This window comes from Flavobacterium sp. PL002, from assembly GCF_054165825.1.
The window spans coordinates 668,154-690,523 of record NZ_CM135110.1; the positions used below are offsets into that span (position 1 = coordinate 668,154).

15 protein-coding genes are annotated in these 22,370 nt (G+C 33.0%); 3 read left to right on the top strand and 12 right to left on the bottom strand.

The window, feature by feature from the left end; all coding sequences use genetic code 11:
- Together ACVEGE_RS02915 and ACVEGE_RS02920 are read left to right on the top strand one after the other, a co-directional pair.
- On the top strand, nt 1-741 hold the full coding sequence (locus ACVEGE_RS02915; protein WP_192500144.1) for a head GIN domain-containing protein: 741 nt from the start codon (nt 1-3) through the stop codon (nt 739-741).
- A gap of 86 nt (nt 742-827) precedes the next feature.
- Entirely contained in the window at nt 828-1,661 is an 834-nt protein-coding gene (locus ACVEGE_RS02920; protein ID WP_192500145.1) for a GIN domain-containing protein, read from the top strand.
- Nucleotides 1,662-1,734: 73 nt separating this feature from the next.
- Here ACVEGE_RS02920 and trxB read toward each other — a convergent pair whose 3' ends face one another.
- From trxB to ACVEGE_RS02980, 12 genes are all read right to left on the bottom strand, one after another.
- A complete protein-coding gene (gene trxB / locus ACVEGE_RS02925) occupies nt 1,735-2,682 on the bottom strand; it encodes a thioredoxin-disulfide reductase (RefSeq protein ID WP_173856415.1) in 948 nt (315 codons plus the stop codon).
- 163 nt (nt 2,683-2,845) lie between these two features.
- Nucleotides 2,846-3,817, bottom strand: a complete 972-nt coding sequence (locus ACVEGE_RS02930; protein ID WP_192500243.1) for a type I phosphomannose isomerase catalytic subunit — start codon at nt 3,815-3,817, stop codon at nt 2,846-2,848.
- Between the two features lie 4 nt (nt 3,818-3,821).
- Nucleotides 3,822-6,431, bottom strand: coding sequence for a glycoside hydrolase family 2 protein (locus ACVEGE_RS02935; protein WP_458008614.1), 2,610 nt, complete (start codon nt 6,429-6,431; stop codon nt 3,822-3,824).
- A 15-nt stretch (nt 6,432-6,446) separates the two neighbouring features.
- Nucleotides 6,447-8,351 carry a sialate O-acetylesterase gene (locus ACVEGE_RS02940; protein ID WP_458008615.1) on the bottom strand — a complete coding sequence of 635 codons (1,905 nt, stop codon included), beginning with the start codon at nt 8,349-8,351 and terminating at the stop codon, nt 6,447-6,449.
- A 2-nt stretch (nt 8,352-8,353) separates the two neighbouring features.
- On the bottom strand, nt 8,354-9,874 hold the full coding sequence (locus ACVEGE_RS02945; RefSeq protein ID WP_192500146.1) for a cellulase family glycosylhydrolase: 1,521 nt from the start codon (nt 9,872-9,874) through the stop codon (nt 8,354-8,356).
- A gap of 83 nt (nt 9,875-9,957) precedes the next feature.
- Nucleotides 9,958-11,553, bottom strand: a complete 1,596-nt coding sequence (locus ACVEGE_RS02950; protein ID WP_173856411.1) for a sodium:solute symporter — start codon at nt 11,551-11,553, stop codon at nt 9,958-9,960.
- Between the two features lie 27 nt (nt 11,554-11,580).
- Nucleotides 11,581-13,146, bottom strand: coding sequence for a hypothetical protein (locus ACVEGE_RS02955; RefSeq protein WP_458008616.1), 1,566 nt, complete (start codon nt 13,144-13,146; stop codon nt 11,581-11,583).
- Nucleotide 13,147: 1 nt separating this feature from the next.
- Nucleotides 13,148-14,191, bottom strand: coding sequence for a glycoside hydrolase family 130 protein (locus tag ACVEGE_RS02960; RefSeq protein ID WP_458008617.1), 1,044 nt, complete (start codon nt 14,189-14,191; stop codon nt 13,148-13,150).
- A gap of 60 nt (nt 14,192-14,251) precedes the next feature.
- Nucleotides 14,252-15,793 carry a hypothetical protein gene (locus ACVEGE_RS02965; protein ID WP_192500148.1) on the bottom strand — a complete coding sequence of 514 codons (1,542 nt, stop codon included), beginning with the start codon at nt 15,791-15,793 and terminating at the stop codon, nt 14,252-14,254.
- Between the two features lie 12 nt (nt 15,794-15,805).
- Complete coding sequence (locus ACVEGE_RS02970) at nt 15,806-16,702, bottom strand: DUF5018 domain-containing protein (RefSeq protein ID WP_192500149.1); 897 nt, start codon at nt 16,700-16,702, stop codon at nt 15,806-15,808.
- Nucleotides 16,703-16,730: 28 nt separating this feature from the next.
- A complete protein-coding gene (locus tag ACVEGE_RS02975) occupies nt 16,731-18,209 on the bottom strand; it encodes a RagB/SusD family nutrient uptake outer membrane protein (protein WP_192500150.1) in 1,479 nt (492 codons plus the stop codon).
- 11 nt (nt 18,210-18,220) lie between these two features.
- Complete coding sequence (locus ACVEGE_RS02980) at nt 18,221-21,295, bottom strand: SusC/RagA family TonB-linked outer membrane protein (protein ID WP_192500151.1); 3,075 nt, start codon at nt 21,293-21,295, stop codon at nt 18,221-18,223.
- A gap of 212 nt (nt 21,296-21,507) precedes the next feature.
- On the opposite strand from ACVEGE_RS02980, the gene ACVEGE_RS02985 reads away from it, so the two are divergent.
- Complete coding sequence (locus tag ACVEGE_RS02985; RefSeq protein WP_192500152.1) at nt 21,508-22,368, top strand: AraC family transcriptional regulator; 861 nt, start codon at nt 21,508-21,510, stop codon at nt 22,366-22,368.
- Nucleotides 22,369-22,370: the final 2 nt, after the last annotated feature.

The following is a 22,370-nucleotide window of genomic DNA, read 5'->3' on the forward strand; positions in this document are numbered from 1 at the left end:
ATGCTAAAAATTATCACAATCATCACAAAATTTATCTTAGTTACCCTAACCGCACTACTTTTTACCTCATGTAATTATTCGACTAATTTAAAATCAATCACAGGAAGCGGAAACGTAACCACAGAAAGAAGAACAATTGATCAAGACTTTACTAATGTTGATGTTAGCAATGCCATTGATGTTGTTATTGAACAGTCAGACAAAATTGAAGTTACTGTTGAGGCAGATGATAATTTACAAAAAAACATTATTACAAAAGTTGAAAACGGGGTTTTAATTATTAGCAGTGATTACAATTCTTTTATTGATGTTGACTCTAAAAAAGTAATTGTAAAAATGCCTATCATTGACGAAATTCAAGCCTCAAGCTCCTCTACCGTTAGTAGCGTTAATATTCTAAAAAGCAATGCTATTGACATCACTAGTTCAAGTGCTGCAGATATTAACTTAAAAGTTGAAGCTGATAAAATCAAGTGCAAAACCTCAAGCGGAAGTAGTATTTACCTAAACGGTTTGGCTTTATTTCTTGAAACAACATCTTCTAGCGGTGGGTCTATTGAAACTAAAGATTTACATGCAAATGAAGTTACCGCAAAAGCATCCAGTGGTGGATCTATAGAAGTAAATCCTATTGTAAGCTTAAAAGCAAAAGCATCAAGTGGTGGATCAATCACCTATGTTAAGACTCCAAAATCTATAGAGAGAAAAACTAGTTCTGGCGGTAGCATTGACATCGACTAAAATAAATGACTATATTAATGAAGAAATCATCCATCATTCGTGGATGATTTTTTTTATATTTGTCAAAATCATAATTTAAAATGAAAATGAAAAAATTAACTACGATACTATTACTAACTTTATTTACTACGGTGGCTTTAGCACAAAAAAAAGAAAAAATAAAGGGGTCCAGAAAAGTAACTACTGAGTTAAAAGATATTTCAAGCTTTAGCGCTTTATTAGTAGAAGACAATATTGAAGTACATCTTGAAAAAGGAGAAATAGCAGGCATTAAAATTGAAGCCGATGATAACTTGCATGATATTATTGTTATTGATGCTAATCCAAAAGGACTTCATGTTTATACAAACAAAGAAGCAAGTAGGTATCGAAAATTAATGGTAAAAATCACTTACACAAATGAACTTAAATCAATTATTTCTAAAAATGAAGTAGAAATAAATGCCATTCAAGAAATCATGGTTGATACGTTAGAAGTGCAGTCTTATGACAATTCAAAAATATTCATGAATGCTAACGTAAAACACTTTACGCTAGAAGCAGATGATAAATCAAAAATTGAGTTGAATTTAAAAGCGATGAAAACAAAAATCGTTCTTAGTAAAGACAGCTCATTAAAATCTTTACTATCATCAACTGATTTAACTTGTGATTTATATCAAAAATCAGACGCTAAAATTGAAGGAGATGCAGCAAGTGCAACATTACGATTAGACCACAATGCAAAATTAGTTGCAAATAAGTTAGCGGTAAAAAATATGGTTATAAAAACCGAAAGTTATTCTGAAGCATCAGTAAGTGCAGATACATCAGTTATAATTGAAGCATCTAACAAGTCAGAAATTGATCTTTACGGAAATGGAAAAATTGATCTTAGGAAATTTACGGATGAAGCTAAATTATTGAAGAAAATAAAATAAACATTGTACTTAAATATAAACAGCCCCATTTATCAGTTGATAAATGGGGCTGTTTTATTAATATACTTATTGATTACTCTTTTGAAGCTAAATATCTTTCTGCATCTAGTGCAGCCATACAACCTGTACCCGCAGCAGTAATTGCTTGACGGTATACGTGATCAGCAGCATCACCTGCTACAAAAACACCTTCAACATTAGTTTTTGAAGTTCCAGGTACACTAACAATATAACCTGTTTCATCAAGTGTAATGTAGTCCTTGAAAATATCTGTGTTTGGTTTATGCCCGATCGCTACAAAGAAACCAGTTACTGGAATCTCATAGGTCTCCTCGGTAGTTTTATTTAAAACTTCAACTCCTGTTACCACTTGTTCATCTCCTAAAACCTTAAGGGTATCGTGGTTTAATAAAATTGTAATGTTTTCAGTTTTACGAACGCGTTCTTCCATGATTTTAGAAGCTCTAAATTTTTCGCTACGCACTAACATGGTTACTTTTTTACAAAGTTTAGATAAATAGTGTGCTTCTTCACAAGCAGAATCTCCTGCACCTACAATAACTACTTCTTGATTTCTATAAAAGAATCCGTCGCAAACAGCACAAGCAGAAACTCCACCACCCATTTGCAAGTAGTGTTGCTCAGATGCCAATCCTAAATATTTAGCTGAAGCTCCAGTAGAGATAATTACCGTTTCGCAATGCAATTCGATAGTATCATTAATCCATACTTTGTGAATATCACCACTAAAATCTACTTTAGTAGCCCATCCGTCACGTACGTCAGTACCAAAACGTTGTGCTTGCTCTTGCAACTGCACCATCATTTCTGGTCCTGTAATTCCAATTGGGTTTCCAGGCCAGTTTTCAACTTCGTTTGTAGTTGTTAATTGCCCACCTGGTTGCATTCCTTGATATAAAACTGGGTTCATGTTTGCTCTAGCAGCATAAATAGCGGCAGTATATCCTGCAGGACCTGAACCTATGATAAGGCATTTTATTTTTTCGATAGTATGTGACATAATCTTATTTTTAATTTTATTGCAGCACAAAAGTAAGTTTTTAAAATTAAAAATAAGAGCTACCCCAATCAGTTTTTATTATGTCACTATAGAGGTGAAAAAAGTTTTACTTGAGTTCTAAAAGACTTCTTGCTACAAAAATAATTTACAAACAATACAATATTTAAAAATAAACCTCAAGAATTCTAGCTTCATTAGCTCTTAGAACGACCTCAGTACTGTTAGCTGGAAGAAAAACCGTTTCTCCTTTATTTACAAGAACCCTTTTTCCGTCCATTTCAATTTCATAACTTCCAGCTACGCAAACATAGATTACAAATGAATCCAAATCAGAATAATTTTGATAAACTGCTCCTTTAACCTCAATGACATCTGTTTTAAAATAGGGAGAATGAACTAATGTTACCGATTTATTTTCTTGTATTTCGTATGCTGTTTTATAATTGCCATACAGTTTATAATCAATGGCATCTAAAGATAAATCGGTATGCAATTCACGTTGTTGACCTGTTGAGGCGTCTATTCGTTCATAATCATAAATTCTATAAGTCACATCAGATGTTTGTTGGATTTCAGCAATTACAGTTCCAGAACCAATTGCATGAACTCTCCCTGTTGGAATATAAAATGTATCACCAGCTTTAATTTTTTCTGAATTTAGAATGTTTAAAACTTTACCTTCTTCCAATACGTTTAAATATTCCTCTTTAGATACTTCCTTATTAAAACCTACGATAATAGCTGCATCTTTGTCACAATCCATAATGTACCACATTTCATTTTTCCCAAAAGAATTGTGACGTTCTTTTGCCAATTCGTTATTTGGATGCACTTGAATAGAAAGTGGTGTTTTAGCATCAATAAACTTAATTAAAACAGGAAAATCATCTCCAAATTGCTCGTATACTTTATGACCTACAAACTCTCCTTTGAATTTTTTAAGTAGATCTCGTAAGGACTGTCCTTTTAGCTCTCCGTTTTCAACTATAGAGACAGCACCTTCTACATCTGAAATTTCCCAACTCTCACCAATATTATTTTTATCAGATTTCTTTTTAAATATCTGAATTAGTTTTTCACCTCCCCAGATTCTTTCTTTCAAAATTGGTTCAAATTTTATAGGATATGCTTTCATTTTATTATTTTTTATATGAATTATAAAGAGATAGGGTCCCTAACGTTTTTTTAAATTTTTCGAGCTCAATTTTTTCTTTAGAATCAAAATAAATCTCATATTTTTTATTAGGAACCATATCAAAATAATTATTTGAAAATCGTCCGGCAACAGTCGTATTTACACGCACATCTTTGGCTAAAACATCAGAAATAATTTCTACTACCAATCCTTCATTTTCTTTCTTCCTAACTGTAAGATTAAAAGTTGGCTTTGTTAATGCTAATGTTTTTGGATTTTCAAAAAAGAATAAACTTTCATCAAAAACATCCTTATTTTCATTAATTAGTTCTGCTACAATGAACATATTTGCTCTTTTGTTTTCTTTTAGCAACTTATATAACTCCGACTTAAAATAAATGTTACTCGAATTGGACTTTATATTAATAGGTATTTCAAAATTATCCAAGACATCCCCTTGAAAATTCATTAGCGCAACTTTCAGATTTGCTGTTTTATTTTTCAAGTCATCCGAAACGATATGGATTTCGAGTTGATTGTCTTTTTCAAAAAACATTGTCTTCACAGACTTATACAAATCTTTAACTTTAAAATGAGATGCTTTCCAGTTGCCATAATAATCAATACTTGACCACGAAGCCACTGGCCAACAATCGTTTATTTGCCAATACAAAGATCCCATACAATAGGGCATATTTCTTCGGTGGGCTTCAATAGCTATTTTCATTGCTTTTGCTTGCAACAACTGGCTCACATATAAAAACGATTGAAAATCTTTCGGCTTTTTATACATTGGATCCATATAAAATTCAATATTTTTATTACCAATGTTTGAACGTTGATGCGATTCCATCACTTCCGAATAAATGTCCCAATCTTGTTTTTCCGTATATTTTTTCACTGAAGAAAATTCAGGAAACGATTGAAATCCGTATTCCGACATAAAACGTGGGATGGCTTCATTGTAGGTTGAAATTGGTGCTTGATTACCCCAAACTTTCCAATAATGATAATCTCCAGAAGTATATGTAGCATCTACACCTCTTGCTGAAGTTGGCGATGAAGCCCAATAAAAAGTATCATTATCTAATTCTTCAACAACCTGTGGCAAAATTTCATGAAAAACATCTGTATAACCTTTCCACACTTTATCTACTACTTCCTGACCTTGAGTATTTACTATTTCATTTATCCACCCCCAGTTTTTCCAAGCCGTCAAGTTTTCATTATTACCACACCACAAAGCTATACTTGTATGATTTCTTAATCTTTTAACGGTGTAAATAGCTTCCTTCTTTACGTTTTGTAGAAAAGCTACATCACCAGGGTACATGGCGCAAGCGAACATAAAGTCTTGCCAAACCAAAATTCCTTTTTGATCACATAAGTCGTAAAAAATCTCTTTTTCATAAATACCACCACCCCAAATACGAATCATATTATAATTGGCTTCCACCATATTATTTACTACCTCTTCATAGTCTTCTACTGAAATTCGATTTAAAAAAACGTCTTGAGGAATGTAATTGGCACCTTTCATAAAAACAGGATGCCCATTTAATTCAAAATAAAAACTCTCTCCAACGCTATCTTTTTGTTGAATTACTTTCAACGTTTTTATTCCTATGTTTTTTGAATTAGAAGCGACTAATTCTTTATCTTTTTTTAATTCAACTTCTATTTTATATAACTTTTGAGTTCCTAATCCATTTGTCCACCACAACGATGGGTTTTTAATCTCTAACGGAATTTTAAATTTATTAATTCCTTTTTTAAGTTGAATTATTTTTTGAATTGCTAAAACACTGTCAACTTTAATAATTACTTCACTATTAAAATTATGAGTGGCATTAATTTCAATTTCAGCACTTAAAACTGCTAATTCAGTTGAAATTTCTTTTTGTTTAATATAAACATCTTCAATAGTAGCGTTATCCCAAGCATTTAGCTCAATGTCTTGCCAAATACCGCTTGTTACTAACCTTGGTCCCCAATCCCAACCAAAATGATAGCCTGGTTTTCTGCTAAAAACTGCCACTTGTTTTTTTCCTAAACCACCATTTTCCGACTGGTCATTTACTGCATTCGGCAATTGATAACCCAAATCTTCACGCATTTTTAAACCAACATTTACGGGAGAATCAAATACGATTTTAAGTTGATTTTTACCTGATTTTAAAAATTGCTTACAATCCACTTGCCAATCAACAAACATATTATCGGTTTTTAAAAGTAGAGAATCGTTTAAATAAACAGTTGCATAAGTATCTAAACCTTTAAAATTTAGCTCGATTTTTTCTTTCTCAAAAATAGAATTATCAACTTTAAAAGAAGATTCATATTCCCAATCCTTTTTGTCTATCCATTGAATATCTTTCTCATTTAACCTGTCAAAAGGATCTTCAATAATTCCATTTGAAATTAAATCTGTATGTACAGACCCTGGAACCGTTGCTGGCATCCACAGTGAATCTTGCACGCTTTTGAAACTCCAATTGGTATCTAAATTTTGATTTATAGTATTAGGTATTTTATGGCAAGACACAACACACAATAACACTAATAAAACTATTACAAAATTGAACCGTTCGCTTTTCACATTTCTATTTTTCATAAAGATAAAATACTGTTATCGTTTAAATAATAATGGAGCCAAATCCCATAAATTTTTACGCCAAACCATCCAAGTATGGCCTCCAGGAGACTCACTATATTTATAATTGATTCCTGCAGCATCAAAGAGCTTTTGAGTTTCCATTCCGTTTTCATACGCAATACCTTCTTTTCCTCCTTGAGTGAAGTATAACAGTTTTACTGATTTATTAAAATCGTTTGCTATTTGCTTTAAATGTGCCGCTCTTTTTTCTTTATCATCTATAGTTCCCCTTTTCTCTTTCCATGAATTACTTATCCACCATCCAGAGCTTAAAACACCTATATAGTCAAAATCTTTGTAATGATAAGCTGCCGCTTCTAAAGTTTCCAACCCTCCCATTGATAAACCCATAATAGCTCTATGTTTTGAATCTTTAAGCACCCTATAATTTGATTCAATAAAAGGTATAATATTGGTCATTAAATCTTCTTTAAAAAGCGGAACTTTACCTAAACCATTTTCAGTTTCTATAGATCCATTGGGCATTACCACAATCATGGGATCTATCTTTCCTTCAGCTAATAGATTATCTAATATATCATTTGCACAACCAATATTTGACCAGGAAGTATCAGAACCTCCACCGCCATGAATTAAATACAATACTGGTAATTTTTTATTAGACTTTTCAAAACCAGCTGGTGTCCATACTTGTAACCTACGTGTTTTTTTAAGTACTTTAGAGTAGTAATAACGTTTTGTAAGCCCCCCGTGAGGGACGTCATCCTTCATTGAAAAAAAGTTATTTCCATTGGTTACTTTAATAATTGGCACGTTATCTTGTATAGATATAGCTTTTGAATCTTGCACTTCAACCCCATCGACAATAAACTTATAACTATAGACACCTGGCATTACATTATCCCAAATCCCCTCCCATATGCCTTCTTCGTTTTTTGTGAAATTTACTTTATCCCATTTGTCATCAGAATGAAGATTTACAGTTTTAGCATTTGGAGCATAAATTCTAAATGCTACATTATTATTAGGAAGTATTTCTGTTGAAATAAGTGATTTATTAGGATTTGTTTTCTCTCCAATTTTAGGCTCCAAACCTTTTAAAGAAAGCATTTTTAAAGCATATCTTTTTCCTAATTCTCTTACACCTTTTGAATCGAAATGCACATTGTCTGTTCTAACACTGCAGCCTTTTGAAGAAATCACATGAGCAGTTGGAACAGTTTCGGGTAACTTATCAATTATTGCATTCATACTTGCACATTTTCCACCTTGTTCTTCGTGCACAACTTCACCTGCTAATAAAGGAACTTCATTAGCATTTAAAGATAAATCGCTTAATATATTGTTATAAACAGTGCTAACATAGGAAGGCCAATTTTGATCATCCTGATTTGTTTCTCCTTGATGTAATAGAATCCCTTTAATTACGCCATCTTTCTGAGCTTCTTTTGCTAGAGCAATTAATCGTTCATATGGATTTCCTCCATATGATTTAATTTTATCTAGAAACCATTGTTCTGGATACGTTGAAGTGTAATTTTGCCATTGATTTTTATCGAATAACCTAATATCACATCCTCCGATAGCAATGTTAATAACACCAACGGTGATACTATCTGGAAGTTTTTCAACCATAGTTCTACCAAAATAGTCAGCAGGTGAAAGACCAGCCCAACATTGACTTAAAGGTGGAATGGCTATAGTCCATTCTCCCTTTTTTCTACCAAAATCTGAGCAATCCATAGCTGCCAAAACCTTGAAGCGATCGTTACCTACTTTATCTTGATCTTCTATTGTTGCAGAACCTTCCATATTTGATTGCCCAAGACACAAATAAATATGTAAATTGGGATTTTGTGAAAACATATTAAAAGTTAATAAAAGTGACCCTAGTAAAACTAAATTTTTCGTTCTCATTTTTAATATTTTAATGTTGTTAGTAGTATAAAACTATTTGCAGGGACTTTTAATTCACTCAATTTCCCAACTTCAATATTTTTATCTAATGGAATAGGAAAATCATTTTCATCAACTTGACAATTACCTTCTTTATAAATATACTTTTGCAGTGATTTTTTTGTAGGTACTGATAGTGAAATAATAGTATTAACCTCAGAATTATTTACTATTGCTATCGTAAAATCGTCTTTATAAACAGCAGCAGTTAAACGCACACCTTCAATATCCGAAACATCCGTTTTTACAATAGTACTTCCTGCTGGAAAATAACGACACATTAACGACCATGTATAAAACCAAGGCCTCATTTTTTCATCATCAGGATTGTTGCAAATTTCAGTACCTAAACTATTCCACATTCCCCAACGTTTCAACTCATTTTTATTTCCGATATCATCCAAGGTATGCATGGCATCATCTAGTGCCCAAGCTGCGGTACCAGAATATCCAGCATTCATAGTTTGAATAACAGCATCTGCCATACCAATTCCGTAGCTATAATCGTAGACTTCCATTTGACTATCCTTACTTGTAAAAGGATCCTGTTTTATTCGATCTTGGTTCTCTTTTCCACCTTTACTAAAACCAAGTTCCCCAAAAATAATTTGTTTATTTACTTGCTTAGCAAATTGAGCCACACTTTCATGAAACTCTTGAAACTTTCCGTTTTTTACCCAATCGTGTCTTGTATAATCATGTACTTCATAAATACCAATACAATTATCTAATTGTTTTACAGATTCTTCAACCCAACCAGCTCCGCCATATGTAGATTGTGGATTGTCATATCGAGTTACAGCATCTGGACCGGCAACCGTAATATAATTATCTAGACCTTTCTTTTTTAATGCTTGACTCAATAATTTCACCCCATCTCTCCACTCGTTAAAATCTCCTTTAGTACTTGCCCAATCTCCATTTGGCTCATTAATTAAATTGTAATATTTTAAACAAGTGTAACCTTTTGTAATTATTAAATAATCGAGATATTCAACTATGCAATGTATCCATTTTGGATCACTAGCTCCTGAAAATTTATTCTCTAAACCATGGTTTATATCATGCACTTTATAAGGTGTGCCCCATTCACCAAAAAGAACCGATATGTTATTTTTTTGAGCATACTCCATTATTTTCTCAACAGCTTTAACTTCTGGAGTATTAAAATTTAAGATCGGATTATCGTTAGCATCAAAACCAACTAAATATCTCCAATTTGCTTGATCCATAACACGGAATAGTTTAGGTTGCATAAAATCCAACCTTTTAAAATTCATCTGCCATTTTTCGTCAGTCATTAATTTCCCCCATTCAGCGTTTTCAGTATCTGCATGTGGATAAGCTGACCATTGCACTCCATTTCCAATAAAATTGTTTGAAACTACTTGTTCTGGATAGATTCGAATTGTACTCTGCTTTATTGAATTGCAACTCACTAATACTATTAAAATTAGCAATATTATAAAGAGGTGATTTTTCATTTTATCGCTGTATTATTTTCTGGAATAAGTAATTTTAAGTTCAAAATTATCGGTTGAAAAGCCGTCAAACTGATGAGAAGTTATTAATGATACATATACAATACTAAAAAGCAGAATCCGATTAGTACTAATGACCAAACTCTAAAGTTTTTGTAAAAAGGAACACCAATAAGTTCTTGTGTTTCTTCATGATAAATCTTTTTGGTCCAAATCAAATCTTTGATCTTTTCTTCATCATCTGGCTCAGAAAGCAAACTCACTATAATTATAATAACAGCACTGAATAAGAAGTAGAACGGCACTTTAAGTAAAAAATGAATATCTCCAAAAAGTTCGTGATCAAAGCCTACTTTGGCTACGATTGTAACTATAGCAGCAAACGCTCCTCCCATTAAACCCCAAAAGGCTCCATGTCTATTAATGCGTTTCCAGAAAACACCCAAGAAGAATACGGCCACTACAGGGGGAGCAATATAGGTTAGCATTTCTTGATAATATTTCAATAAAGAATCAAATTTAGACACAAAAGGAACCCATGCAACAGCCAAAATCAATACTATTATGGATACAATTTTACCAACATACACTTGTTCTTTTTGTGTAGAATCTTTTTTGAATTTTGTATAAAAATCCATTGTGAATAAAGTAGCTACAGAGTTAAGCAAAGCACTTAAAGTAGAGGTCAAAGCCGCAACCATTGCCGCTAACATTAGCCCCAATAACCCCGTAGGCATAAGTTCTATCACCAGCTTAGGATATACCATATCATTTTTAGGCAAGTTTGGAAAAAGGTGTTTCCCTATAACTGCTGGAAAAATAATAATGAAGATTAATAATACCGTTAAAAATCCAACTAGAAGTATCCCTTTTCGACCATGATCAATAGATTTTGCCGTAAGAACACGCTGCACTAAAACCTGATTGTTTCCCCAAAAATAAAATCCAAGAATAGGGATTCCGACGATCATTCCTAACCATGGCACTGATGGATCATCCATAGGTCGAATTAATTTCATCATGTAATCTCCTTCTAAAAGCAAGTTCTTCAAATAATCTAATCCACCATTTTGCATGGCCAAAAAGGTTAAAATAAAAGTACCTACAAGTAATAATATTCCTTGAATTAAGTCGACTTTAATTGCTGCCGATAACCCTCCTGGAATGGTATATGCAGCTACAACTACTGCAAATATGACAGACAACTCCATGATTGACAACATTGGAAAAACCAATTTCATTAATAATGAGGCAGCGTATAAAGCACCTGCAGCATCCAAAAATGTAGATCCCAATAATGTGATGAAAGAGAAGTAATACCTTGACCTTTTGTCAAATCGTTTTTCTAGAAATTCGGGAATAGTGAAAATTCCAGATTTTATATAAAAAGGCAAAAAGAACATAGCAAAAAAGACCATGACTAGTACCGAAATTAAATCATAATTAAAAACAGCTATCCCAGTTGAATAGGCATCTCCACTTTTACCGATTAAAGTCGTACTCGAGATACTTGCTGCAAATAATGAAAAACCAATGATTGGCCAAGTCATATTTCGTCCTGCAAGAAAGTAATCACTAGTAGATTCACTTCCTTTTTTGGATGATTTTATACCAAACCAAACAATAAAAACAAAATACAGTACTAAAACTGATATATCTATAATGTCTAAATTATACCCCATCTTATTTTGATACCCTAAAAGGGATTTTTATTTAATTAAAATTGTACTTAGAAAAACAATACTATTTTCTTTAACGGCAACTACAATTTTTTCTTTTGAATTTGTTTTCAACGTTCTTGAAACCACAGGAAAGCCTTCTTTATTTACTGGTCGATGTCCTTCTGAATATTCATAGACATACAATTTTTTTACTTTTGAAAGTAATTCTGTTTTCAAACGAACTGTTTTTGACAGCTTAGATCGATTTACAACAGCCGCAGAGAAGCTATCCTTATCAACCGAAATTACTGAACGAATTTGTTTATCTACAGCGGAATATTCTGGTTGGTAAATAGTTGCTTTTGGTGGAAACAAATTACAAAGTAATGTCCAAGAATACGACCACGGTCTAGGAGTTTTGTCAATTGCTAAATCGCCAAACTCTTCGGATAAAATGTTCCACATTCCCCATTTTTTCAATTGATTTTTCTCACCCAAATCACCCACGGTATGCATTGCATCATCTAAATCCCAAGCAACAGCGCCACCTACGCCCGCAAGCATACTTTGAATCGCAGCATCGGCCATGTCAACACCATAGAAATAATCATAAACAAACATTGAAGAATCATCTGCTCCTGCAAAAGGATCATTCTCCCCTTTTTTGAAATTCTCCTCTTTTAAATCTCCACTATATTTCATTCCCAATTCTCCCAAAACCAACGGCTTCTTGGTTTTTTCAATTTCCGTAGTAAAGAGTTTTAGATAAGAAATAAAATTTCCTGTTCGAATGAGATCCTGATCGGCATAAATATGAAAATCGTAAAGACCTGTACTAGCATCTAATTCATTAATTGTTGAAAACACCCAATCATTTGCTTTTTTAGGATGTTTAGGATGATCCCATTGTGTTACTGCATCTGGACCTGATAATTGAACGTATTTATCCAATCCCTTTTTAATTAATGCTTGATGAAGTTTTTTATATCCTGCTTTCCATTCGTCCCAATTACCATCTGTCGATGCCCAATAACCATTAGGCTCATTTACCAAATTATAATATTGAATACAAGTATATCCTTTTTCAATAATTAGATGGTTTAAATATTTAGTTATCATTTCGATCCATCTTTCATCATCAGCACGCTCAATCTCAGGAATACTTTTATCTAAATTCCACAATCCTGGCGCACCCCATTCTCCAAAAAGGACGGTGATATTTCTTTTTTGACAATAGTCTAACAACTTGTAGAGACTTTTCATCTCCTGATTATTGAAGTCTAAGATGGGTTGGTTATTTGCATCCAAGCCTTTGTAATATCTCCAAGTGGCAACATCCATCACCCGAATGATATGTGGGTTTACAAAGTCTAATCGCTTGTAAAGTTCCTGCCATTTTTTCTCTGTCATTAAAAACCCCCACTCTGCATTTTCTGAATCTGCATGCGGATACGCTGACCATTGTACGCCATGCCCAATAAATGGAGCATTGACAGCATTTGAGGTTTTGAAAGCTATGTCAATGTCAGCTTTCTTTTGTTTGCTAACACTAACACAGCTACTTAACAAAACAAGAAAGCTTATAAAAAAGACTAATCTGAAATGTTTTTTCATTTTATTTTTTTAGTTCTTCTAATAAATCATTGATATTACAAGTTGCTAGACCAATGTATTTGTCTGCTGCACCATAGTAAACATATAAAGTATCCTCAATAATTACATTTCCTGTTGGAAAAACGCAACCTTTATAGTATCCTTCTATTTCATAATCGTGCTCTGGTTCCATGATCCAATTTTCCAATCGACCAATCACTTTTGTTGGGTCGTTTAGATCTAATAATGCTGCACCGGCACGGTAGTATCCTAAACCACCATTTTCTACACCATGATAGATAATTAACCAACCGTCTTTAGTTTTCAAAGGTGGCGTACTCCCTCCTACTTTCTCTTCCCAAGTTCCATTTATACCTGAAATCAAAAGGGTGCTTTTATCTTCCCAAACCATTAAATCATCAGCAAAACGAATCCATATTGCTGGTTTTTCTGTTCCGTAAGCAGCACCAATCCATTCTTTTGGTCTGTGAAGCATGGCATACTTGCCATTAATTTTTTCTGGAAAAAGGATAACATCTCTATCATCAAGATTGGATGTAGTGATGCGACCTAATCTTTTAAACGTTTTCAAATCTTTCGAAATAGCAAGACCCGAGTTCGCAATATTATTTTTGTAAACCAATGGCGTATCTTCTCCTGATTCTGGCAACAAAATTACATCATGCGCAAATTTCCAATATTGACCTGGAGGAAATGGCCTGTAAGCATAAGTGATATAAAACTCATCACCAAATTTTGCAATTCTAGGATCTTCAACCCCACCCATGTCTGGACCGTCAACACTTGGCGAAAAAACAGGTTCATCAGAAACTCTATTAAAATTCACTCCGTCTTCACTTTCTGCTAATCCAAATCTAATAAAATGCTCTGTATCATCACCCGCAGCTCTATACAGCATTGAAAATTTTCCATTTTCATACCATACACCAGGATTACATACTACGATATTTTCCCAATAATTATTTGGGTTTGGACTAAAGATAGGATTGTTTTCGTGTTTTTTTAGGCGTACTACTTTTACGCTTTTTTGTTGAGTATCGTTCATTGCTTATTATTTATTATTTATGCTATATGCTTTAGATATATATCAAAATATTGCTGGGTTTTAATAATCAAAATTTGTAAAAACAGTAACCGATTCTTTAGGAATACTCACTGTTTCTCCTGATTTAAGCACCATGTTTTCTATTTCTGGAAGAGGGAAACCATTAGCATCTACTTTTCTACCATCTTCTTTGTAAACAAATTTTTTGACACCAGTTAATTGTGAAATACCGTCAATTGAGAGTGGCATTGTGTACTCTTTGCTATGCATGTTACTGATGGCGATCATGTATTTCCCTCCATTTTCAATTGCTATAATATCTAGTCCAACAACTGAAGGCAATTCAACTTTAAAAACCTTGCTGCCTTTTTGCATGTATCTTGCTAGTAAAGAATAAGAATAAAAATGAGGTCGTAGTTCTTCTTTGGAAGCATCACCTAATAATTCTTCACCAAGAATGTTCCAAAATCCCCATACTTTCAGATCTGTAACAGATGATGAGTTACTATGCATTGCATCATCTAGTCCCCAATTGATCGCTCCAGAGTAACCAGCATTTATAATCTTCATTGTTAAGGCACAAATGTCTACACCATAAAAATATTGACTGACCATTGTATTTGAATCTTGTCCTATAAATGGATCTGCATTAATGTTGCTAATATTTTGCGCGCTAAGTGCTTTATCCATATTAGAATTTCCAACTTCATATTTAAAACCAAACTCACCTACAACAATTTCAGCTCCTGCTGGTATGTTTTTTTTGATTTTGGCTAATGTGTTTTCAAACTCATTATTAAACATAGAACCTTTAGATGGATATAAATGCACATCATAAATTCCGATTTTCGATCCAAAATCTTGAGCCGACTTTGAAAACCATTCTAAGTCGCTTTCTCCAAAATAAGAAATATCTGGTCCAGCTAATTTCACTTTAGAATCAATACCTAATACTACCATTTCATCATAAAAAGCCAAAGAAGCTTTTTTCCACAAGTTGTAGTTTCCGCCATTTGCAGAAGCACTATAATTAGGTTCATTAACAGTATTGTAATATTTGATACAAGTAAACCCTTTTGTATTTACTAGATAAGCCAAATATTTAGCAGCATTTTCCACCCTGCTTTGAATAACAGTATTGGCATTAATGTCATAAGGTCCAAAACCCCAATCACCAAACATAACGGTGATATTGTTATCTTGACAATGCTGTAAAACTTTCTCCAAACCTTCAATGTAAAGTTCAGGATCATAACCATCTGCGTTACCTGATGCGTATTTATCATAAGCACCAATTACTACTCTAACAAAACTAGGTTTCATAAACTGTAAACGCTTATACATTTTGTCCCAATCGGTAGCACTAATTGGCTTATTCCAATATTTATACGCTTGCGGATAAGGATCCCATTGCACACCGTTACCAATATAGCTACTGTTAATCACTTCAGACGTTTTAACAACTATTCCATTGTTTGCAGAATCATTTTTAGTTTTATCATCATCATTTGAGCAACTCATTAGAGCTGTAAACAATAATGTAATACTCATCATGCCTTTAATTACATTCACATTAATGAATCGTTTTTTTATTTTTTTCATCGTTTTATATAATTATAATGATACAAAGTTGTAATAGATTGTGTAAGAATTTTGAATTTGAGATTCGGCTCCCCAATGATCCCATGTAAATTCATTAACCCAATTGTCAAATGCAATAGATATTGTTCCAGTGTCACTTTTAGTCACTTTTCCTTCAATACTTATTCCGCTTTTATTCCCTCTCCAAAGTGTCAAAACTTTGCCAGCTACATTATACTCAAAAACTCCTTTACCAATAGGCATTTTTCTAAATCTCGATGAATAGTCCTTTACTTGGCCTGCATGATCAGGATTTACAATGAATCTAGCAAATTCCATATCTGCTCCAGATCCAAAATCAAAAGTCCCTTCTGGATTTCCTGATTCATTTACTAGTGTCGTTACCAATTCCAATGTGTTGTCTTTTTCAAGACCTGCATCTGACAATGCAGCGGTTAAATCGGCATTATTCTCGCCCCATCCCCATGATTCTCCTTTACCAATAAACCAATCAAATTTGAAAGATGTTACTCCCCAATCACCGTCTATCTCAGATACAAATGGTTTTAGGTTCACCTTCCATTTTCTCGTTTTTCCCGATTCAGAAGTGATTGTGTATACAAAAGATCCGCCATTGGTATTAAAATTGGCACTCTCATTAGGGTTTGGGCTTATTGTCGCTTTTTCGGATATTTCAACTAACGGAAGTACAGCATTCAAATCAATTCCTGCCATTACTGCAAAAATATCAACAACACCTTCATCATCTCCAATAGGAGTTATAATAGCTGGACCAACTTGCCCATTTAATTTAAAAGATACTATTTGTCGATCTTCCCTTACTAGACCATCCATCGCATCATTTTCACATGAAAAAGCAAATAGAATCATGGTCAGAACTACTACTGATTTAAAAATTTTAGTTTTCATATTATTTAATTTTTAATTCGTTTTATTTTTATTTATTCAATTCTCCTTCAATCGCAGGGATTGGATAAAAGTATAATCCACTTCCAAGTGATTTGCCATAAATACCATTTAGAACAGACTCCACTTTATTAGTTCTTCTTAAATCATACAGCCTATTAGCCTCAAAAGCCAATTCAAATGATCTTTCTTTTATTACTCTTTCTCTAAATTCAGGCATTGATAATCCCGGAGTTAAGTCTAATAATCCTGCACGTTGGCGAATTTTATTAATTGCGTTATAACCCGCAGCAGTAGGTCCTTGTGCTTCGGCATAAACTAATAGAATATCTGAGAATCTTAATAAATAAGGATGTGTGCTTGTATTATCACCTATAAATAGCGGGTCAATATATTTTCTTGTAAAAGGTTGGGACTGTCCGCCAGCTGGTGTCCAGACACTTGCTCCACTTTCATCAAAAAGTTCATCAATTACTAAATCGTTTCGTCTCTTATCTTTGATATCAAATGAGTTCAAAAAAGGTATTTCGGCCACATGAACATTATAACCTATATGTAATTTGGTTCCATCCGCAGTAAAAGAGGTTGCAGGCGTATCAGCTGGAATGAAATATTTAGATAATTTAGAATACTCCCCTTCTTGCAAACCATTTCTATCTTGAGCGATGAAAAATATGTGCTCTGGACCATTATAAGTATCTGGAGTATCAACTCTATAGATATTCAATAAATTAGTATCAAAAGTATAAACCGATTGATTATTCACTACTTCTGAAGCCAATTGAGAAGCTAAGGTGTAATATGTATTTGCATCTGAAACCCAATTGAATCCTGGACTAGAATAATTTTTGGCAGAAGCCATCGTTAAATAAACTTTTGAAAGTAATGCTTGTGCTGCTACTTTATCTGCTCTACCACCATCTCTTTTTACTGACAACAGAGAAATCGCTTCATTTAGATCCTTGATCAGCAAAGCATAGACATCTTCCAATGGTGCATTTTTAGCTCCAAATACTTCAGATATTTCGTCAACTGCACTCACTTTTAATGGTATTTCTCCAAATAATTTAGTAAGCATAAAATGATGCCATGCTCTTAAAAACAGAGCTTCACCTAAATATCTATTCTTAAGCTCCTCATTAAATGTTGCCACGCGAGATTTTTCGATTACTGTATTGGCTCTATTCAAACCAATATAACTTAGTCTAAAAAAGAACTCTAAATTCTGATTTCTATTATCAACTTGAAAACGATCAAACTGATCAATATTTAAACCCTCTCCTTCTTTTGGAATTGTTTCTTCAGCTGCCGTAGTAGCAATATTCATATACGTTGTTGTATAATCCAGATACGTCATTACTTCATAAGCATGCAAAACTGCCGATTCCATTTCTGCTGGTGTATTATAAAAGTTATTATCAGATAAAAACGTTGTTGGTTCCTGTTCTAAGGAGCAAGAAACACTAATTGTTAGTGCAAAAACTATTAATAATTTATATATATATTTCATACTATTTTGATTTAAAATGATAACTGTATTCCTAATGAATACCTGCGTAATCTAGGAACGCTATTTTCATCTATTCCTTCAATATTAACTTCAGGAGCTACTCCTTTGTAGTTTGTGAAACTGTAAAGATTATCACCACTGAAATAAATTTTAGCTTTTGTAAAAAACTTGATCTGATCCGTTGGTAAATTATACCCTATTCTTAAGTTTTGTATTCTCACAAAAGAAGCATCTTGAATCCACCAATCAGAAAAAGCAACACTACGATTTTGTCTTAAAGAAGGAAAATCATTAGATCTATTATCTGGAGTCCATCTACTTAATAAATTATTAGCCTGACCACCACCTGCTCCTGTGCTGAATTGATTTATATTAACCACTTCACCTCCAAAGGATCCATTGAATAAAACAGCTAAGTCCCATTTTTTATAAGTCGCATCTAATGTGAAACTTGCTGAGAAATCTGGATTTGGATCTCCAATGATAGTTCTGTCTTTTCCAAAAGGATCAATCACACCATCGCCATTAAGATCTTCATATAAAAATTCGCCTGGCTGGGCAGCTGCACCTGTAAGACCATAAGTCAAACCTTCCGCCTCTGATTGAATGATTCCGCGAACTTTAGCACCGTAAAAAACATTTATTGGCTGGTCAATTGCAAAAACATTTACTCTAGAACGGTACTGATCTCTATAATTAGTCCCTGTAAACCTAAATTGATTCCCAAACTCATCTGATAGAACTGATGTTTTAGAAGGAGGCCCCAAACTTATAACTTTGTTTGCATTTTTGTTGAAAATTATTCCCGCAGACAAATTGAAATCTGCCTTTTTAATTAGCTTGTAGTTAACTGCAATTTCGATTCCTTTATTCTCTATTTCTCCAGCATTAATCCTTACAAAATCAAATCCAGAAGTAGGAGGCAATGAACTATCTACTAATAAATCTTTGGTTGTTTTATTATATAAATCAATAATAACATCCAATCGGCGGTTAAAGCCCGAAAAGTCTAAACCAAAATTCAATATTTTTGTAGTTTCCCATTTCAAGTCTGGATTTCCTAACCCACGAGATTCAATAAAATTTCCGTTTCGAGAAATTATAGCAGGCCCAATAGTTGTAGCAAAACTGCCATTAGTAAAAAAGCGACCTTGACCCAACCTGTTTAAAGTTTCAAAATTCCCAATGGCTTGATTACCAACAATACCATAACTTAACCTAGGTTTTAGCTCATTTACAAAAGGCAAACCTTCTTTAATAAACTTTTCGTTTTGCATTTTCCAACTGATTGCTCCCGACGGAAAAAATGCATATTGGTTATTCACTCCAAATTTTGAAGAACCATCTACCCTCCCTGTGAAAGTAAAGAGCAATTTATCTTTGAAACCATAGTTAAACCTACTTATTGCAGACTGCAAAGTATTCGAAGCAAGATCATTAGAAACTCGCTGTTCTTTTCCTAAACTTAAATTCCCTGCGCCAAGAACATCATTAACAAAATCTTGTCCTCTTAATTGGGAAGTACGTTGTTCAAAATACTCACTTGAATAGCCGGCTAATAAAGTAAAATCATGAATTTCTTTAAAATTTTTATGATATGTAAAATAAGCATCCACAACCACCCTTTGAGATTGAAAATTATCGATAAAACCTACCCCATTACCTTCAAAACCTAACTGTGTATAGGTGTTAGGAAAATACCTATCTTGAATTGACGAACCTAAACTGTAGTTAAATTGAGATTTGAATTTAAGTCCATCTGTAATTTGCCAAAGCAAAATAGAAGAAGAAATAAGGTCTAAAGTTTTCGCTTCATTTTTTCTTAATGCCGTTAAAGCAGCAGGATTATCAAAATCATTTTGTGCAAATTTGTAATAACTACCATCCTTATTATACAGTGGAAATAGCATATTTCTATTAAAAGATAAACCTCCATTATCATTTCTATCCCCTCTAGAAAAGTTTAAATTTGTCGAAAGAGAAACCTTTTCACTTAGTTTTTGATCGATACCAAAACTCACTGTTACTTTTGAAAGCTCATTTGCTCTAACAATACCATCTTGAGTATTAAAGTTCAGTCCAAAATTATATTTTGTCTTTTCAGATCCCCCATAAGCACTAAAATTGTAATTATGATTAACCGGATTTCTGTAAACATAATTTACATAATCCGTTGTTGGGTATCCTTTTCTAATTTCACCAACTGAAGGATAATAGGTTCCATTCACATCAGGACCACCTATATATATAGGTAATAAACCACCATTTACTCTAGCCTCGTCTGTAGTGATGGCTAAATCAACAGGATTAGAAAAAATATTAAACTTAGATGCGAAAGAACTTAGACTAGTTATTGCCGTAAAGTTAAACTCAGATTTACCTTCTTTACCTCTTCTTGTAGTCACTAAGATTACACCATTTGCCCCTCTTGAACCATATATAGAAGCTGCTGAAGCATCTTTAAGCACCTCCACAGAAACAATATCTGCTGGATTTATTTGTTTTAAGTTACCTGCATCTCCTAACGGAAAGCCATCAACTACTATTAAAGGAGTGGTCGCTGTAAAAGAACTAGCCCCTCTAATCCTTACATTTAAAGCTGCTCCTGGATCATCAGACGAATTACTGATAACTAATCCAGAAACTCTACCCTGCAAAAGTCCTTCAATAGAGTTCGACGGAATCTCTGATAACTTTTCTGTATTGATTTTACTAACAGAGCCCGTAACGTCACTTTTCTTAACCGTTTGATAACCTATAACAACCACTTCATTCAAGGTTGAAATATCTTCATTTAAAGTAAAATTAATCTCATTCTTAGTTCCGACTTTAAAAACCGATTTAACAAAACCAATATAAGAAGCTTCTAAAACTGAACTTTGCGCACTTACTTTAATTTGAAATTTTCCATCCAAATCAGTCGCAGTCGCATTTTTTGTACCTTTCTCTATAATAGTTGCACCAGGTAAGGGCATACCTAGCTTGTCGGTTACGATTCCTCCAATGTTTATTTGCCCACTCATGCTGGTTAAGCACACTATGGTCAAAATGACAGAGAACAGCCATGTCTTAGTTAGTTTATTCATCTTGGTTAGTTTTTAAAAGATTAGAATGTCAAAATTATATTAAATCTTAACTTTATAATAACGTGATAATGCTGATTACTATGCACTTTTTGAATTATACAATAAAATATAACCGATTAAATTATCATTTTAATAAATAATCATCAAATTAATTTTAAATTATTAAATTTGAATATCTTTCAAAAGCAAATTACGTCATACCATTATATTTCATGAAATCAATCAAAGAAGTTACCCCAATTAAATCAGATGATCCATTTGTGATTCTAAAACATGAAAATGCTTTATTTGATTATCCTTTACATTTTCATAACGAATATGAATTAAATTTAATTTCAAATTTTAAAGGTTCTAGAACAGTAGGAGATTCTTTTGAAAAATGCGAGGAGACAGATTTAACACTTTTAGGACCTGAATTAAAACATATTTGGAAATCAGAAAGTATAATAAGCAATGCACAAGTAGTAACTATACAATTTCAAGAACATTTTTTACATTCAAAAATAATGAGTTACGCAGTATCAAAAGATATAAAAAAACTGTTAGAACTTTCAAAGTGCGGTATTTCATTTCTAAATCCGACTAAAGATTTAATTACTGAGAAGATTGCAACAATTAAAGGAAACACCGATTTTAAATCTTTTCTGACTTTTCTTGAAATACTGCATATTTTATCAACCTCCAAAGACATTAAAGTTTTAAGCAGTCCGCCAAGTGCTAATTATAATCAAAATAGAGAGAGTAGACGAATTTCACTCATTACCAATTACATTAAAAACAATTATAACAGTGAAATCAAACTCTCAAAAATAGCTGAAATGGTAAATATGTCTGAATCCGCATTTAGTCATTATTTTAAAAAAAGAACAAACCATAGTTTCACAAGTTATCTACAAGATTATAGACTGGGAGTCGTAACCAAATTATTAACTGAAACAGATATGTCTATAAATGAAATATCGTATAAAGCCGGCTTTAACTCACTTTCGAACTTCAACAGAGCTTTCAAGAAGAAACACAATATTTCACCAAAAGAGTTCAAATTAAATTATGATCAAGAAGTTTCAAAATAAAA

Bases quoted from the DNA above. Each gene is read 5' to 3' on its own strand.
- ACVEGE_RS02915 (WP_192500144.1), top strand. From the start codon at position 1: ATGCTAAAAATTATCACAATCATCACAAAATTTATCTTAGTTACCCTA.
- ACVEGE_RS02920 (WP_192500145.1), top strand. From the start codon at position 828: ATGAAAAAATTAACTACGATACTATTACTAACTTTATTTACTACGGTG.
- trxB (WP_173856415.1), bottom strand. From the start codon at position 2,682: ATGTCACATACTATCGAAAAAATAAAATGCCTTATCATAGGTTCAGGT.
- ACVEGE_RS02930 (WP_192500243.1), bottom strand. From the start codon at position 3,817: ATGAAAGCATATCCTATAAAATTTGAACCAATTTTGAAAGAAAGAATC.
- ACVEGE_RS02935 (WP_458008614.1), bottom strand. From the start codon at position 6,431: ATGAAAAATAGAAATGTGAAAAGCGAACGGTTCAATTTTGTAATAGTT.
- ACVEGE_RS02940 (WP_458008615.1), bottom strand. From the start codon at position 8,351: ATGAGAACGAAAAATTTAGTTTTACTAGGGTCACTTTTATTAACTTTT.
- ACVEGE_RS02945 (WP_192500146.1), bottom strand. From the start codon at position 9,874: ATGAAAAATCACCTCTTTATAATATTGCTAATTTTAATAGTATTAGTG.
- ACVEGE_RS02950 (WP_173856411.1), bottom strand. From the start codon at position 11,553: ATGGGGTATAATTTAGACATTATAGATATATCAGTTTTAGTACTGTAT.
- ACVEGE_RS02955 (WP_458008616.1), bottom strand. From the start codon at position 13,146: ATGAAAAAACATTTCAGATTAGTCTTTTTTATAAGCTTTCTTGTTTTG.
- ACVEGE_RS02960 (WP_458008617.1), bottom strand. From the start codon at position 14,191: ATGAACGATACTCAACAAAAAAGCGTAAAAGTAGTACGCCTAAAAAAA.
- ACVEGE_RS02965 (WP_192500148.1), bottom strand. From the start codon at position 15,793: ATGAAAAAAATAAAAAAACGATTCATTAATGTGAATGTAATTAAAGGC.
- ACVEGE_RS02970 (WP_192500149.1), bottom strand. From the start codon at position 16,702: ATGAAAACTAAAATTTTTAAATCAGTAGTAGTTCTGACCATGATTCTA.
- ACVEGE_RS02975 (WP_192500150.1), bottom strand. From the start codon at position 18,209: ATGAAATATATATATAAATTATTAATAGTTTTTGCACTAACAATTAGT.
- ACVEGE_RS02980 (WP_192500151.1), bottom strand. From the start codon at position 21,295: ATGAATAAACTAACTAAGACATGGCTGTTCTCTGTCATTTTGACCATA.
- ACVEGE_RS02985 (WP_192500152.1), top strand. From the start codon at position 21,508: ATGAAATCAATCAAAGAAGTTACCCCAATTAAATCAGATGATCCATTT.